Source organism: Actinoplanes subtropicus (genome assembly GCF_000721705.1).
GTDB classification, from domain to species: domain Bacteria; phylum Actinomycetota; class Actinomycetes; order Mycobacteriales; family Micromonosporaceae; genus Actinoplanes; species Actinoplanes subtropicus.
On record NZ_JOJL01000021.1, the window covers coordinates 491,815 to 507,180 of the forward strand.

At 71.3% G+C, this 15,366-nt stretch carries 12 protein-coding genes; 10 read left to right on the forward strand and 2 right to left on the reverse strand.

Annotation, left to right across the window (positions count from 1 at the left end; all coding sequences use genetic code 11):
• Positions 1 to 6 precede the first annotated feature (6 nt).
• A complete protein-coding gene (locus IH26_RS0129515) occupies positions 7 to 1,692 on the reverse strand; it encodes a substrate-binding domain-containing protein (RefSeq protein WP_030439517.1) in 1,686 nt (561 codons plus the stop codon).
• A 308-nt stretch (positions 1,693 to 2,000) separates the two neighbouring features.
• Between IH26_RS0129515 and IH26_RS0129520 the strand changes: the two genes are divergently transcribed.
• Complete coding sequence (locus IH26_RS0129520; RefSeq protein WP_051808650.1) at positions 2,001 to 2,729, forward strand: maleylpyruvate isomerase family mycothiol-dependent enzyme; 729 nt, start codon at positions 2,001 to 2,003, stop codon at positions 2,727 to 2,729.
• On the opposite strand, the gene IH26_RS0129525 is transcribed toward IH26_RS0129520, so the two are convergent.
• Complete coding sequence (locus tag IH26_RS0129525; protein ID WP_034216112.1) at positions 2,726 to 3,649, reverse strand: LysR family transcriptional regulator; 924 nt, start codon at positions 3,647 to 3,649, stop codon at positions 2,726 to 2,728. The genes IH26_RS0129520 and IH26_RS0129525 overlap by 4 nt on opposite strands.
• Before the next feature lie 117 nt (positions 3,650 to 3,766).
• Between IH26_RS0129525 and IH26_RS0129530 the strand changes: the two genes are divergently transcribed.
• The 9 genes from IH26_RS0129530 to IH26_RS0129570 all read left to right on the forward strand — a co-directional run bounded on the left by IH26_RS0129530 (position 3,767) and on the right by IH26_RS0129570 (position 14,660).
• Positions 3,767 to 4,447 (forward strand): succinate dehydrogenase cytochrome b subunit, encoded by a 681-nt coding sequence (locus tag IH26_RS0129530; protein ID WP_281179799.1) that lies wholly within the window; start codon positions 3,767 to 3,769, stop codon positions 4,445 to 4,447.
• 7 nt (positions 4,448 to 4,454) lie between these two features.
• On the forward strand, positions 4,455 to 6,395 hold the full coding sequence (locus IH26_RS0129535; protein WP_030439521.1) for a fumarate reductase/succinate dehydrogenase flavoprotein subunit: 1,941 nt from the start codon (positions 4,455 to 4,457) through the stop codon (positions 6,393 to 6,395).
• On the forward strand, positions 6,395 to 7,138 hold the full coding sequence (locus IH26_RS0129540) for a succinate dehydrogenase/fumarate reductase iron-sulfur subunit (RefSeq protein ID WP_030439522.1): 744 nt from the start codon (positions 6,395 to 6,397) through the stop codon (positions 7,136 to 7,138). The genes IH26_RS0129535 and IH26_RS0129540 overlap by 1 nt, the downstream gene beginning before the upstream one ends.
• Positions 7,139 to 7,290: 152 nt before the next feature.
• Positions 7,291 to 9,489, forward strand: a complete 2,199-nt coding sequence (locus IH26_RS0129545; RefSeq protein WP_084599149.1) for an EAL domain-containing protein — start codon at positions 7,291 to 7,293, stop codon at positions 9,487 to 9,489.
• Positions 9,490 to 9,683: 194 nt separating this feature from the next.
• Entirely contained in the window at positions 9,684 to 10,169 is a 486-nt protein-coding gene (locus IH26_RS0129550) for a hypothetical protein (protein ID WP_051808653.1), read from the forward strand.
• Positions 10,170 to 10,232: 63 nt separating this feature from the next.
• Positions 10,233 to 11,651 (forward strand): MFS transporter, encoded by a 1,419-nt coding sequence (locus tag IH26_RS58465; RefSeq protein WP_051808655.1) that lies wholly within the window; start codon positions 10,233 to 10,235, stop codon positions 11,649 to 11,651.
• A 445-nt stretch (positions 11,652 to 12,096) separates the two neighbouring features.
• Positions 12,097 to 12,531, forward strand: coding sequence for an HNH endonuclease (locus tag IH26_RS0129560; RefSeq protein WP_030439526.1), 435 nt, complete (start codon positions 12,097 to 12,099; stop codon positions 12,529 to 12,531).
• Between the two features lie 148 nt (positions 12,532 to 12,679).
• Complete coding sequence (locus tag IH26_RS0129565; RefSeq protein WP_030439527.1) at positions 12,680 to 13,147, forward strand: MarR family winged helix-turn-helix transcriptional regulator; 468 nt, start codon at positions 12,680 to 12,682, stop codon at positions 13,145 to 13,147.
• Positions 13,148 to 13,196: 49 nt separating this feature from the next.
• Positions 13,197 to 14,660, forward strand: a complete 1,464-nt coding sequence (locus IH26_RS0129570) for an MFS transporter (RefSeq protein WP_245665594.1) — start codon at positions 13,197 to 13,199, stop codon at positions 14,658 to 14,660.
• Positions 14,661 to 15,366: the final 706 nt, after the last annotated feature.

Genomic DNA, 15,366 nt, shown 5'->3' on the forward strand with positions numbered 1-15,366 from the left:
GGCGGATCAGGAGGGGGTGGCGGCGTGGGCGGCCAGGAACGCCTTGGCCATCGCCGATGCCAGGTCGGCCGGGTTCTTCGCGGCGATCGCCTTGCCGTCCGTGGTCTTGGCGATCGTGGCCAGGGTGCCCATGTCGGCATCCGGGCCGAAGCCGACCCCGATCACCGGGACCTCACGTTTCGGGTCCTGGGACTTGGTCAGGCGGTCGAGGAAGGTCTTCTTCGGCATCGAGTACGTGGACTCACCGTCGGCGCCGTCGGTCAGCACGATCACCAGGGTGATGGTGTTGGGCGCGACCCGCGGGCGCATCGCGGCCTGGGCGTCCAGGATGGTCTGGAACAGCGGCGTGCCGGCCTGGTTCGGCGCCTGGTAGCCGTTGATCGCGGCGGCCATCGCCGCACGCCGGGTGCCCGCGCCGACCTTGGCGTTGATCGGGCCGAACGGGACGGGCTCGGTGTGCGGCGGGCTCTTCGGGCCGGGGGTGTCGAAGAACCACATCCCGACGCTCGTCTCGTCGCCGAGCAGCTCGGTCGCGGCCAGGCCGGACTGGCGCAGCAGCGCCGCCTTGGTGGTCGGCTTGCCGGCCTTGTCGGTGGCCGGCTTGTTCATCGAGCCGGACGCGTCGATCAACAGCAGCACCTGGAACGCCAGCGTGCGGTACTGCGCCCACTGCACCGCCGGGCCGAGCAGCTTGTCGGTACGCTCCGGCACCGCCGTGGTGTGCGCCATCGGGTACGTCCGGAAGCCCGCCTCGGTCAGCAGCGGCTTGCCGATCGCGGCACGCAGCCGCTCGGCCAGCTCGGCGTGCTTGGTCGAGGTGGAGACCGCGAACGGGTAGTCCGCCTCGATCAGCCCGTCGGACGGGAACGAGCCGGTCAGCGGGATCGTGTGCCCGCCGTGCTGGTAGGTGATCAGCTGCTGTTCGGTGATCGGGAAGACGCCGACGTCGTTGGCGACCGCGTTGGCGTCGTCCGCCGCGGCGACCCGTTTCAGCAGTTCCTCCGGATCGGCGGAGGCGTCCTTGAGCCGGCTGCGCAGGGTCAGCGCGCGGAGCTGGGCGATGCCCGCGTCCGGCGTGCTCGAGGCCATCGCGGTCTGGATCGCGTAGACGGCGAGCATGCCGACCGTGGAGTGCAGCGGGTCGGGCATGGTCATCGCCGGGATCTGATGGCCGGCGACGCCGGCCATCAGCTGCATCCAGGTGGTCTGGTCGCCCTTGGCATACCGGCCGGCGATGGCGGTCGGGCCGGCGAGGACGATGGGGCTGCGGGCGATCGGGTCACCGTCGACCCGGTACGCGTCGACGCCGCCCACCAGGGAGATTCGCAGCCAGGCACTGGAGGAGGGGATCCAGACGTCGGGCTGTTCGGGGGCGGACGCCGTGACGACCGGGTCCTGGGCAGTGACGCCGACCGGCCCGCAGTCCCCACCGTCGTTGAGGGCGCGCGCCGCCTCCTGGACCACCGGAGCGATCTCGGGGGCGGCGATCACGTGCAGGACCGTGTCGGGGCACGGGCCCGCGGGGCGAGCGGCCTGGGCGGTCGGTTTCTGCGAATAGATCCACCAGGCGGTGCCCCCGCCCACGACCACCAGAACGCCGACGATCATGACGGCGAGGAGGACGCGGACGGTGAGGCTGGCCGGCTGATCGTCCGGATCGGGCAGGGCGGAATGCCGCTGATGATCCGACATGCCACCACCCTCCTTCCCCGGAAGATCGCGATTACGCACGGTCGATTTCGAACGAGGCCGAATAGTAGCCGCCCGCGCGTGGAAGGCAATAGGGAAATTGATTTTCGTACCAAACAAACTATGAAACCCCAGGTCACCCCGGATAGGTACGCGGGCGGGGTATAAAACGGCCGTCAATACGGTAGGTAATCAATAAAGATCGAATGGGCCGCGAAAGGGCCACCCACCCGAGCAAGATCGGAATACCGCGAACGCGGGCAGTGAGCGGGGGACGGAATGAACGCCACGAGTTGTATAGGGTCGGCCGCATGGACTGGCTGTCGCCCCGGCGCTACGCCGACGAGATGGAAGCGGAAACCGCCCGGCTGGCGGCTGCCGCCGCGCAAAGGCCCACGGACGGAAAAATCGAGACTTGTCCGGAGTGGACCGTCCGGGACCTCGTCACCCACGTCGGCACCGGCCACCGTCTCGCGGCCGGGATCATCGAGGAACGCCGCGACCGTCCGGCGGAGTATCGCCTGATCGCCGCGCCGGACGAGCCGGCCGACTGGCCGGCCTGGCTGGCCGAGGGCGCCCGCCGGCTGAACGCCGCCGTCGACGATCTCGGCTTCGACGGCAGGGTCTGGAGCTGGCAGCCGAAACACCAGACGGCCGGTTTCTGGCAGCGCCGGATGCTGCACGACCTGATCGTGCACCGGTTCGACGCCGACCCGGCCGGCGATCTCGCCCCCGACCTGGCCGCCGACGGCATCGCCGACCTGTTGCTCGCGCTCGGCTATTTTCCCCGCTTCAAGGGCGCCGGCGAGTCGCTGCTCTTCACCGCCACCGACACCGGCCAGAGCTGGCATGTCACGCTGACCCCGAATGGCCTCGCCTGGCAGACCAACGCCCAGAAATCGAAGGCCCAGAAATCGGCTGCCGAGATCAACGCCCCGGCCCGCGACCTGCTGCTCATCCTCAACCGCCGCCGGGAGCCGGCGGATATCGAGGGCGACCGGGCGCTCTGGCAGCGGTGGCGGGAAGAAGCCAGGTTCTAGAGCGGGCGTACGCCGGAGGGCAGTTCCTCCGTCGCCACGTGCGCGAGCAACGTCGTACGCAAGGCCTCCGCGGCATGGGGAAGCACGGACCGTTTGCGATGCGCCAGGGCGATGGTCCGCCGCATGCCCGGCGGCGCCAGCGGCGTCGCCCGCAGCATCGGCCGGTTGGCCAGCACCATGCTCGGCACCAGCGCCACCCCCAGCCCGGCCTCGACGAAGGCGAGCACCGCGTCCATCTCGCCGCCCTCGACCGCGAACTTCGGGGTGAACCCGGCCTGCCGGCAGGCCTCGAGGGTGACGCCGCGGATGTCGTAGCCGGCCCGGAACATCACCAGCGGGGTGTGCTCCAGTTCGGAGAGCACGATCTGCCCCTGCGAGGTGGGCGGCGGCCGGTCGAAGGCGGAGGCCACCACCAGGCTCTCGCGCAGCACCGGCGTGGTGACCAGGGCCGGGTCGACGCCCTCGTCGGGCTGCACGATCAGGGCCAGGTCCAGGGTGTGCGCGAGCAGGTTGCCGATCAGGTCCTGCGAGCTGCCCTCGTTCACGTACAGCTGGATGTCGGGGTGTTCGGCGCGGAAGGTACGCAGCACCTCCGGAACCAGCGACGAGCAGAGGCTCGGGGTGGCGCCCAGCCGGACGTCACCGCGGCGCAGGCCGACGATGTCCTGCACGGCCTCGCGCGCGGCGTCGGCGTCGGCGACCATCCGGCGGGCCAGCGGCAGCAGCGTCTCGCCCGCGACGGTGAGCGCGACCGCCCCGCGGACGCGCTCGAACAGCGGCGCGCCGAGGCTCTGTTCCAGGGTGTGAATTTGTTTACTGAGAGTCGGCTGGGCGACGTCCAGATTGTCCGCCGCTTGGGTGAAATGCCGGGTCTCCGCGACCGCCAGAAAGTATCGAAGCTGTTGCAGCTGCACCTTCATAGCCTATCGCTATGAACACCTACCCGAGCATGCATTAGACGAATCGCATAGGGGCTTCTTACCGTCAGAGTCGTGGCGGTAGACACGAAAGTTCCCCGGGCGGCGGCAGCGCCGGCACTGGCTCCGGCGAAGAAGCGGACCTCGTCCGTGGCGCTGAAGATCCTCATGGCGGTGACCGGCATCATGCTGGTCCTGTTCCTGTACCTGCACATGATCGGCAACCTGAAGATCTTCTTCGGCGAGACGACCTTCGACCACTACGCGCACTGGCTGCGCACGATCGGCGAGCCGCTGCTGCCGGAGCAGTGGTACCTGTGGATCCAGCGGGGCGGCCTCACGATCGCGATCGTCGGCCACATCTGGGCGGCCACAGTCCTCGCCCGGCGCGCCCGCCGGGCCCGCCCGGTCAAGTACGCGCACCGGCCCAAGGTGCAGGGCAGCTACGCGGCCCGCACGATGCGCTGGGGCGGCGTGATCATCCTGCTCTTCGTGATCTACCACATCCTGGATCTGACCACGCTCACCCTGAACCCGAACGGCCAGCAGGGCAAGGTCTACGCGAACGTCGTCGCCGACTTCGCGCCCGCCCGCTGGTACGTGACGCTGTTCTATGCGCTCGCGATCGTGGCCATCGGCTTCCACCTGCGGCACGGCCTGTGGAGCGCCTTCCGCACGCTGGGCCAGCAGAAGCCGCGCGGCGAGCGGATCGCCCGGGCGACGGCGCTCGTCCTTTCGCTCATCTTGGTCGTCGGCTACCTGAGCGTCCCCTTCGCGGTCCTGACCGGATTGGTGGGTTAAAAAGGATATGTCCGAATACTGGAACGAGGGCGACCCGATCGCCGACACCGCCGCCCCGGACGGCCCGATCGAGACCCGCTGGGAGCGCCGCAAGTTCTCGGCGAAGCTGGTCAACCCGGCCAACCGCCGCAAGCTCACGGTGATCGTGGTGGGCACCGGCCTGGCCGGCGGCTCGGCGGCGGCGACCCTGGCCGAGGCCGGCTACCACGTCAAGTCGTACTGCTACCAGGACAGCCCGCGGCGGGCGCACTCGATCGCCGCGCAGGGCGGCATCAACGCCGCGAAGAACTACCGCAACGACGGCGACTCGGTCTACCGGCTGTTCTACGACACGGTCAAGGGCGGCGACTTCCGCGCCCGCGAGTCCAACGTCTACCGGCTGGCCTCCGTCTCGGTGAACATCATCGACCAGTGCGTGGCGCAGGGCGTGCCGTTCGCCCGCGAGTACGGCGGCCTGCTGGACAACCGCTCGTTCGGCGGCACCCAGGTGTCCCGCACCTTCTACGCCCGCGGCCAGACGGGCCAGCAGCTGCTGCTCGGCGCGTACCAGGCGATGGAGCGGCAGATCGGGCTCGGCAACATCGAGATGAACGCCCGGCACGAGATGCTCGAGCTGATCGTGGTGGACGGAAAGGCCCGTGGCATCGTGGTCCGGGACATGGTGACCGGCGAGATCACCACCGAGATGGCCGACGCGGTCGTGCTCGCCTCCGGCGGCTACGGCAACGTCTTCTTCCTCTCCACCAACGCCAAGGGCTGCAACGTCACGGCGTCGTGGCGGGCGCACCGCAAGGGCGCGTTGTTCGGCAACCCCTGTTACACGCAGATCCACCCGACCTGCATCCCCGAGTCCGGCACGCACCAGTCGAAGCTCACCCTGATGAGCGAGTCGCTGCGCAACGACGGGCGGGTCTGGGTTCCGACGGCTCGCGGGGATTCCCGAAAACCGGGCGACATCCCCGAGGACGAGCGGGACTACTACCTCGAGCGGATCTACCCGTCGTTCGGCAACCTGGTCCCCCGGGACATCGCCTCCCGGGCCGCCAAGAACGTCTGCGACGAGGGCCGCGGCGTCGGGCCCGGCGGGCTCGGCGTCTACCTGGACTTCGCGGACGCGATCCGGCGGCTGGGCAAGAAGGCGGTCGAGGCCAAGTACGGCAACCTCTTCGAGATGTACCAGCGGATCACCGGCGAGGACCCATATCGCACGCCCATGCGGATCTACCCGGCCGTCCACTACACGATGGGCGGCCTCTGGGTCGACTACGACCTGCAGTCGACGATCCCCGGCCTGTTCGTGGTGGGCGAGGCGAACTTCTCCGATCACGGCGCCAACCGGCTCGGCGCGTCGGCACTGATGCAGGGCCTGGGCGACGGCTACTTCGTGCTGCCGACGACGCTGGGGAACTACCTGGCCGCGGGGCCGTTCGAGAAAATCGCAGAAGATCACGAAGACGTGGTCGAAGCGCGCAAGTCGGTCGAGAAACGCATTTCGCGGCTACTGGCCGTCGACGGCGACCGGACTGTGGACTCGTTCCACCGCGAGCTCGGCCACATCATGTGGGAGTACTGCGGCATGGAGCGCACCGAGGAGGGCCTGACCAAGGCCATCGGCCTCATCCGGTCGTTGCGCGAGGAGTTCTGGCAGCGGGTCAAGGTGCCGGGCACCGGCGAGCAGCTCAACCAGAACCTGGAGAAGGCCGGCCGGGTCGCCGACTTCTTCGAGCTGGCCGAGCTGATGTGCATCGACGCCCTGCACCGGCGCGAATCGTGCGGCGGCCACTTCCGCGCCGAGTCGCAGAGCGAGGACGGCGAGGCGCTGCGCCACGACGACGAGTTCAGCTACGTCGCGGCCTGGGAGTACGCCACCGAGGGCGGCAAGCCCACCCTGCACAAGGAACAGCTCGAATTCGAGTACGTCCACCCGAGCACCCGGAGCTACAAGTAATGGACATCCAGGTACGCGTCTGGCGCCAGTCTTCCAGCGAAGACGACGGCCGCATGGTCACGTACGACGTGACGGACATCTCCCCCGACGCTTCCTTCCTGGAGATGCTCGACGTCCTGAACGAGAAGCTGATCCTCGACGGCGACGACCCGGTCGCGTTCGACCATGACTGCCGCGAGGGCATCTGCGGCATGTGCAGCATGGTCATCGACGGCGTGGCGCACGGCCCCGAGCGGGCCACCACCACCTGCCAGCTGCACATGCGGCACTTCAAGGACGGCGACGTGATCGACGTCGAGCCGTGGCGGGCCGCCGCCTTCCCGGTCATCAAGGACCTGGTGGTCGACCGGTCCGCGTTCGACAAGATCATCCAGGCCGGCGGCTACATCACCGCCCCGACCGGCGCGGCGCCCGAGGCGCACGCCACCCCGGTGCCCAAGAAGGACGCCGACCTGGCGTTCGAGGCGGCCACCTGCATCGGCTGCGGCGCCTGCGTCGCGGCCTGCCCGAACGGCTCGGCCATGCTGTTCACCGCGGCCAAGGTCGCCCACCTGGGCCTCATGCCGCAGGGCCAGCCGGAGCGCGACTCCCGGGTGATCGACATGCTCCAGGCGCAGGACGACGCCGGCTTCGGCGGCTGCACCAACGCCGGCGAGTGCACCACGGTCTGCCCCAAGGGCATCCCGCTGACCCTGATCGGTCGCCTCAACAGCGACTACCGCAAGGCACTGCGCAACCGCTGAGGCTCCGGGCCGGGCACAATGGCGTGCCCGGCCCGGCATCGAGCGCTACGAACGGTCAATCTCACCGATTTGATCCGGGCTGCCGAGTCGCTATCATCGCTTGGCGCCTTCGACAGCCCTCACTACCGAGGGCTCGATCCCGGGGACAGTCGGTGACAGACAAGCGCTACGCGGTAGTGGTCGGGGTCGACGATCCCGCCATCCGCGCTGCCCTGCCCCCGCTGCGATACGCGGCCCGCGACGCCGAGTGCGTCCGCGACCTGCTCTGCGACCCCGCGATCGGCACCTTCGACCCGGCCGACGTCGAGCTGTTCGCCGGGCCGTATACCAGCGCCGCCGCGGTCAAGACGGCGCTGCGCCGGATAGCGCTGCACTCCGACCCGTCCGACACGCTGCTGGTCTACTTCGCCGGCCACACGCTGACCCCGGCCTGGAGCCTCGGCAACGACTTCTACCTGGTCACCCCCGACCTCGACGAGGCGGCGCTGGGCGACGACCCCGACGCCGGCCTGCGGCTGTCCTACCTGCATCAGGACGTGCTGGAGCTGTTCGCCGGCGCGGCCACCCTGATCCTCGACTGCTGCCGCTCGGGCAGCCTGCTCGGCCGGCACCGCGACCCGATCGGCGTGGGCGGCCGGTATTCGGCGCTCACCGTGTCCGCCCGGGACGGCGCCGCCCGGGAGGACCCGTCGCTCGGTCACGGCGTGCTCACCCACCACCTGCTGGCGGGGCTGCGCGGCGCGGCCGCCGATTCCACCGGCCGGGTGACCTTCGAGACGCTGAGCCGGTACGTGCTGGAGCGCGGCCTCGACCCGGAGCCCACCGCGATCGTCCAGGACTGGGCCACCACCACGGCGCTGACCAGTTCCGGCCCCGAGCTGATCATCACGACCCCGCTCCCGGTGCAGCGCGTGCCCGAGCAGGTCGAGGTGCTGCCCCTGGAAAACCCGATCGACCGGCACGCCACCGCGATCGCGGGCCTGATCGATCGGCTGTCCCGGGCCGCCCGCGAGCCCCGGCTCTCCGGCACGATGCTGCGCGCCGACCGCGTGCACTACCTGCGCGCCGCGACCGGCGCCGAGTCGGTGGCCCTGCTGGAGTACACGGCGACCGGCATCACCACGATCGACGCCACCGCCCGCTTCGACCAGGCCTCGGTGCAGGACCTGCTGCACTTCACCGACGACCCGTCGAGCCTCGAGTGGTTCGGCCGCATCTTCCGCGACACCAGCCGCACCCTGCTGTGCGTCCCGGTCAGCCGCAGCGACGGCACGGTGCTGCTGCTCGCCGTGGTCGACCCGCCCCAGGCCCTGGTCGCGATGGGCCAGCCGATGGCCAAGGTGATCGAGACGATCTGGCGCACCGACTTCGCGGCCTCCCCCGCCGAGGCCGAGATCCAGGTGCTGACCGCGCTGCGCGAGACGTTCGGCCGGCTGCCCAACCCGCTCTACGAGCGCTGCTTCCGCCTCTACCGCGAGGTGCTGGAGTCGTTCCGCATAGTCTTCCAGCCGGTCGTCACGATCGGCCCCGCGGTCGCGAATGTCGGCGTGCACAGCTACGAGGCGCTGGCCCGCCGCTCGCTCGACGAGACCCGCGCGCCGGTCGCGATGCTGCAGATCGCCCGCATCTGGGGCGACCGCTTCGTGGTCGAGCGGGACAAGGTCATCCTCCGCACGGCGCTGCGCTCCTACGCCGAGGCCAACGCCGCCGGCCCGTGGGACGAGCCGAAGCCGGTCTCGGTCAACGTCTCGGTCCGGGCGTTGCTCAACGACTCGTACGTGGAGACCCTGCGGGTCGCGATCGCCGAGGCCGGCCTCACCCCCTCGGCCGTGACCCTGGAGATCTCCGAGCAGGACCCGATCGAGCCGCGCGACGGCGAGCAGTGGCCGGACGAGCCGCACGCGTACTTCCACAAGCGCCTGGCCGCGATCGCCCGCGACGTCGGCGTGGCCTTCGCGGTCGACGACTTCGGCACCGGTTACGCCTCGCTCTCCCGGATGGCCGAGCTCCCGCTGACCCAGATCAAGGTCGACCGCGCGATCCTGCACCACCCCCAGGCGCTGCAGGAACTCTCCCTGGTCGTGTCGGTCGCCCGCGACGCCTCGCACACCCCGCGCGTGGTGATCGTCGAGGGCGTCGACGACGAGTCCCCCCTGACCCTGCGCCAGATCTTCGAACGCAAGATCAAGCACGTCCAGGGCTACATCACCCGCGAGCCGGCCGCCCCCCGCCTGCGCCGCCTACGCCCCGAGGCACGCAAGGAAATAGCCGCCCGCGTCCGAGGCGACGACGGCCACCGCCCCTCCCGCCTCTCTGGCGAGGACGTCTTCCCCCTCCAGCGCGGCGCATAACTCCGATCAACTTCAAAATCCCTTGACCGTACGCGTGGGCCAAGTCCCCGGTGCGGCGCCGATCGCCGTCGTTGGTCACCCTCCGCGCGCGGCCGCCGGGCTGTCCTGCATGGTTAGCGCCCTTCCCGCCGCCCGGCGCACCCCATCGTGCGGCACATTGTCAATTTATCGTTGACAACGGTAGGATCTGAGTCGTGGCCGACCTCAGCGCGCTCCGGGCGATTCCCGCCGAGCGGGCGCGGCTGGACGCCCGAGAGCTGGCGCTGATCGACCAGGCCCGGCGGGAGGGCGCCACCTGGGTGCAGGTCGCCGAGGCGCTGGGGCTGGGCAGTCGCCAGGCTGCCGAGCAGCGCCGCCTCCGTTTGACCGCCGCCGTGCACCCGGTCTCCCCGTCGCTCGATCGCGGCTTGGGCGCGGAGGTGACAGCCCTGCGCACCGCCGCCGCCGACCTGCACCGCCGGATCGGGGCCGACCGCCGCTGGGACCGCCGCTTCACCCGAGCCGCCCTGGTCCGCCAGACCCTCGCCGCCGCCCCCGACACCCCCGTCTCGGCCCTGTATGCGCTGGTCACCGAGGCCGTGGCCGACCTCGCCACGGCCAGTGCGCCGCTGCCCGGGCCGACCCGGGCGGCCGTTGCTCGGCTGGTCGCTGCTCTGGAGGCCGCCACTCCGCAGACTTGACAGATTGCCGCTCAACTCTTGAGGATGAGTCCCGTTGACTCAACCCCTCGGGAGGTCGGTGCCGTGCGCCGGAACGCGTTGCTGTTCGTGCTGATCTCCCTCTTGTCGGGGCTGGGCAGCACCGCGATGAGCCTCGCCGCCGGCATCTGGGTGCTGGACCTGACCGGTTCGGTCGGGCTGGCCGCCCTGACCGGCCTGTGCATCTACGCCCCTACGCTGGCGGCGCCGTGGCTGGGCGCCGTGGTGGATCGCCTGCCGCGCCGACCGTTGCTGATCGCGGTCGATGCCGTCATGGGCCTGTTGATCCTGACCCTGCTGCTGGTCTCGTCCCGGGATTCGGCCTGGCTGATCTACGCGGTATTGCTGGCCCGAGGCGTGGGCTATGTCCTGGGGGACGCCGGCGAGTCGGCGATCCTCCCGTCCGCCCTGCCCGCCGAGCTGCTGGGCGACGTCAACGGCTGGCGGTCGAGCGCCCAGGAGGGCATGAAGATCGTGGCCCCGCTCCTGGGCGCCGGCCTCTACGCCTGGCGAGGCCCCACCCTGGTGGTCCTGATCTGCGCCGGGCTCCCCCTGTGCACGGCGGCGTGCTACGCCCTCATCCGCCTGCCGTCCGACTGCGACCCGCCCGCGGTCAACGCCGAGGCGGACCCACCGCGGGCGGCCGCACGGTCGAATCGTGGCGAGGCACGGGCCGGGCGACGAGCCGACCGGCGGAGTCGTGGCGAGGCGCGGGCGGGGCAACGAGCCGACCGGCGGAGTCGTGGCGAGGCGCTGGCGGGGCAACGAGCCGACCGGTCGAGTCGTGGCGAGGCGCGGCCGGGGCGACGAGCCGACCGGCGGAGTCGCGCCGAGGCGCGGGCGGGGCGACGAGCCGACTGGTTGAGCCGTGGCGAGGTGCGGGCCGGGCTGCGGGCGCTCTTCGGTAATCCGGCCGTGCGCGGACCGGTCCTCGTCGCCGCCGGCGCTATCGGGCTGTCGGGGCTGGTCAACGCGGCCGTCATCGGGCAGGTCGTGGACGGGCTGCACCTGCCCGCCACCCGACTCGGGCCGCTCTCGACCGCGCAGGGCGTCGGCTCGATCGTCGGCGGGCTCGTGGTCGGGCGGTTGCTCGCCCGCCGCTCCCCGCTCGCCGTGGCCGCCCTGGGGACGACGCTCTTCGCGGCCGCCTGCGCCTGCTCGGCGATTCCGTGGTGGCCTGCGATGATCGCCGGCCGGGTGCTTGCCGGCTTCGGGCTGGTGCCGGCCCTGATCGCGGGTGTGACGGCGGTGCAGACCCGCACCCCCGACCACCTGCTGGGCCGGGTCTCCGCCACCTCGAACACCGTCATGTTCGGCCCGGCCGCGGTCACGATCCCGCTCGGTTCGGCCCTGGTCCACTGGGGACCGACCCCACTCTTCCTCATCACCGCCGCGCTGGCCGTCGCCGCCGCCCGCTACCGCCCCCGATCGACGGCCGCCGAGCCAAGCCCGGCGGTCCCCTAAACCACCCAGGCCAGTGACCACGAGTCCAGCCCAGCCCGGCCGGCCCGGCGATCCCGAGCCCAGCCCCACCCGGCCCAGCCCGGCCCGGCGATCACGAGCCCAGCCCCACCCGGCCCGGCCCGGCCCGGCCCGGCGATCACGAGCCCAGCCCCACCCGGCCCAGCCCGGCCCGGCGATCACGGGCCCCGCCCAGCCCGACCATCCCAGCCCAACCCCGCCCAGCGAGCCCGAGTCCAGCCCAACCCCGCCCAACCCAGCGATCCCCAGCACCGTCCGGCGAGTGCCGCCACCGTCCACAAGCTACGGTGCGGGCGGCGATAGATCGTTATTCGGTTGTCCGGGGTGGAGCGCGAACCTACCGTGGTCCGTGACACAGCCGATCGATGAAAGACGCGGTGGGCTGGCCGGACAACTTCTATTTCATCTGTAGGGGAGGTGGGCCACGATGAGCGCGGTGCTGGTGTTGAACGCCGACTGCGGGCCGCTGCACCGGGTCAGCCTCCGGCATGCCGTCCGGATGTTGTTCCGCGAGGTGGCCGTGGTGCACGAGGCCGAGCCGGACAGGCGGATCGGGGTCTATCCGATGCCGACCGTGGTGCGGCTGGTGAGCTACGTGGTGACGCGGTGGCGGCACAGTCGCGGGCCGATGTGGTCGCGGGCCGGCGTGCTGGCGCGGGACAAGCGCTGCTGCGGGTACTGCGGTGGCCCGGCGTCGACGATCGATCACGTGCTGCCGCGCTCGCGCGGCGGCCGGAACGAGTGGGCGAACACGGTCGCGGCCTGCGGCCGGTGCAACAACCGGAAGGGCGACCGTACGCCCGGCGAGGCGCGGATGCCGCTGCTGGTGCGTCCGTACGCGCCGACCTGGTTTGACGCCTGATTGAACGGGTAATAGCCGGGTATTTCCGAAATATGGTCCTTTTCTGGGCCGGCAGACGACGACCGGTGGGCCGGCACGGGGGATGGCCCGCCGGTCGTCCAGCGCTCGGATCATCTACTACCAGACGATCCGGCGATAGGATGGGCCCATGGCAGCACCCCTCCGCACCGAGCGCGACATCACCGGCCTGCTCAACATGGCCGGGCACGCGCTCTCCAACCGCCTCTCCGCCGCCCTCGAGGAGGTCGACCTCACCCCGCGCATGCAGTGCGTGCTGATCCACGCGCTCGAGGAGGAGCGCACCCAGATCCAGCTCGCCGCCCTCGCCGACCTGGACAAGACCACCATGGTCAGCACCGTCGACGAGTTGGAGCGGCGCGGCCTGGCCGAGCGCCGCCCGTCCACGACCGACCGCCGCGCCCGGATCATCGCGGTCACCGAGAAGGGCCGGCTCGCCGCCGAGGAGGCGCAGCGGATCGTCGACCGGGTGCACGCCGACGCGCTGGGCGGGCTGCCGGCCGAGGCCCGGGCCGCCTTCGTCGAGGCGCTCGGCGCGCTGGCCGGGACCACTCGCGACCCCGGGCCGCAGCCGATCCGGCGGCCCCGGAACCGCTGAGGTCCACTAGCAGATAGTCCGGTAGCGGATTATCTGCTAACGTCGGGCCATGGATATCAGCCGTCGCTCGGCCGCCCTCGCCGTCCTCTGCGCCATGTCGCTGATGATCGTGCTGGACAGCACGATCGTCGCCGTGGCCGTTCCCGACATCCAGCGCGATCTGGGCTTCTCCCCCGCGGGCGTGGCCTGGGTCGTCAACGCGTACCTGGTCGCCTTCGCCGGCCTGCTGCTGCTCGCCGGGCGCCTCGGCGACCTGGTCGGCGCCTGGCGGGTGTTCCTCGCCGGGCTCGGCCTGTTCACCGTCGCGAGCCTGCTCTGCGGCCTGGCCTCCGGCGCCGGGCTGCTGGTCGCCGGCCGCTTCCTGCAGGGCGCCGGCGGCGCGCTGGCCGCCGCGGTGGTGATCGGCATGATCGTGCGCCTCTACCCCACCCCCGCGGAACAGGCCCGGGCCATGGGCATCTACAGCTTCACCCAGGCCGGCGGCGCCGCGGTCGGCTTCGTGGCCGGCGGCGTGCTCACCGACGCCGTGGGCTGGCCGGCGATCTTCCTGGTCAACGTGCCGATCGGGGTGGCGGTCTGGCTGTTCGGCCGCCGGGTGCTGCCCCGCGAGACCGGCCCGGGACTGGCCGCCGGCCTCGACCTGCCCGGCGCGCTCCTGATCACGGCCGGCCTCTCGCTCGGCGTCTACGCGATCGTGCGTACGGGATCGCCGGAGGCAACCGCGCCCGCCACGCTCAGCGGAACCACCGCCGTGGTCCTGATCCTCGGCTTCCTGCTCCGGCAGCGCCTGGCCCGCCGCCCGCTGATCGCCCTGCGCGTGCTGGCCCGCCGCTGGCTGCTCACCGCCAACGCCGCCGTGCTGCTGGTCTTCGCCACCGGCATGGGGTTCCAATTCCTGAACGCCCTGTTCGTCCAGCGAGTGATGGGCTACGACGCGCTCGGCACCGGGCTGGCCTTCCTCCCGACCCCGATCGTGATCGGTTTGGTGTCGCTCTTCGTGGCCCCCCGCGTGACCGGCCGCTTCGGCCCGCGCCCGGTGCTGATCGCCGGCCTGTCGCTGCTGCTGATCGGCCTGTTGCTGCTGGCCCGGATCCCGGCGAACGTGTCCTACGTGGCCGATCTGCTACCACCGCTGATCGTGATGGGCCTGGGCGTCGGCGTCACCGTCCCGTCGATCATCATGCTGGCGATGGCCGGTGCCGACCCGGCCGACACCGGCATGGTCTCCGGCTTCGGCAACACCGCCCAGCAGGCGGGCGGCGCGTTGGGTCTGGCGGTGTTGGCGGTGGTAGCGGCCTCCCACACCGCGCAGCGATCCGCATCGGGAATCCCGGCGGTCGAGGCGCTGCACGATGGCTACGTCCGAGCGTTCCTGGTCGCCGCCGGTTTCGTGGTCGCCGCCCTGCTGATCACCACGTTCCTGCTGCGCCGCCCCCAACAGATCGACCTTGCGCAGGCCGGGCGGGACACTCCCGCGATCGATCCGGTCGCGCCGGCCAACTCGACCGTATAGCCACAGAACCAAACACCGTAAAATACGGGATTCACCATAAGTCTCCGGTGCAGCGCCCCGGCGCCGTCGTGGTCATCCTCCGCGCGCGGCCGCCGGGCTGTCCCGCTCGACAGGCCGGGTCATCGGCGCGCGCCCGTTGACCGCCACGACAATTCCGGCCCATCCGCCCTCCTCGCCGTGACCCAACGTGCCCCCCGGCGCGCAGAGCGATTCGCCCGGTGCACCGAGCAGTCTAGGGCGCCCCGGATGCGCAGAGCTGTGCGTCTGGGTGCACAAAGGGTGGCGAGACGCAGCTGGAGCCGGCGGTGCGCAGGTCAGCCACCCCAGTTCCGGCTCCCGTGCCCGGCTGCCCGAGGGGGCGCGCGCCTGTCTTGGGCCGGGCCCGACCCAAGCGGATCCCGCCGCCCGCGCCCGGCAGCGCCCCACCCCAGGCCGCCGCCCGCGCCCGGCAGCGCCCCACCCCAGGCCGCCGCCCGCGCGCGTCAGCGCCCCACTCCACGCCGCCGCCCGCGCGCGTCAGCGCCCCACTCCACGCCGCCGCCCGCGCGCGTCAGCGCCCCACTCCACGCCGCCGCCAGAACCGCACGCCAGCTACCCTCCCGGGCCTCCTAATGAGTGCTAGGAGTTGGTCGTTCGGGCAGACTCCTGGGTTGGTAGCCGCTGGCCGGTGAGCACTTCGTGCCCCTGGACGTTGAGTCCTGAGCAA

Bases quoted from the DNA above. Each gene is read 5' to 3' on its own strand.
- IH26_RS0129515 (WP_030439517.1), bottom strand. From the start codon at position 1,692: ATGTCGGATCATCAGCGGCATTCCGCCCTGCCCGATCCGGACGATCAG.
- IH26_RS0129520 (WP_051808650.1), top strand. From the start codon at position 2,001: ATGGACTGGCTGTCGCCCCGGCGCTACGCCGACGAGATGGAAGCGGAA.
- IH26_RS0129525 (WP_034216112.1), bottom strand. From the start codon at position 3,649: ATGAAGGTGCAGCTGCAACAGCTTCGATACTTTCTGGCGGTCGCGGAG.
- IH26_RS0129535 (WP_030439521.1), top strand. From the start codon at position 4,455: ATGTCCGAATACTGGAACGAGGGCGACCCGATCGCCGACACCGCCGCC.
- IH26_RS0129540 (WP_030439522.1), top strand. From the start codon at position 6,395: ATGGACATCCAGGTACGCGTCTGGCGCCAGTCTTCCAGCGAAGACGAC.
- IH26_RS0129560 (WP_030439526.1), top strand. From the start codon at position 12,097: ATGAGCGCGGTGCTGGTGTTGAACGCCGACTGCGGGCCGCTGCACCGG.
- IH26_RS0129565 (WP_030439527.1), top strand. From the start codon at position 12,680: ATGGCAGCACCCCTCCGCACCGAGCGCGACATCACCGGCCTGCTCAAC.
- IH26_RS0129570 (WP_245665594.1), top strand. From the start codon at position 13,197: ATGGATATCAGCCGTCGCTCGGCCGCCCTCGCCGTCCTCTGCGCCATG.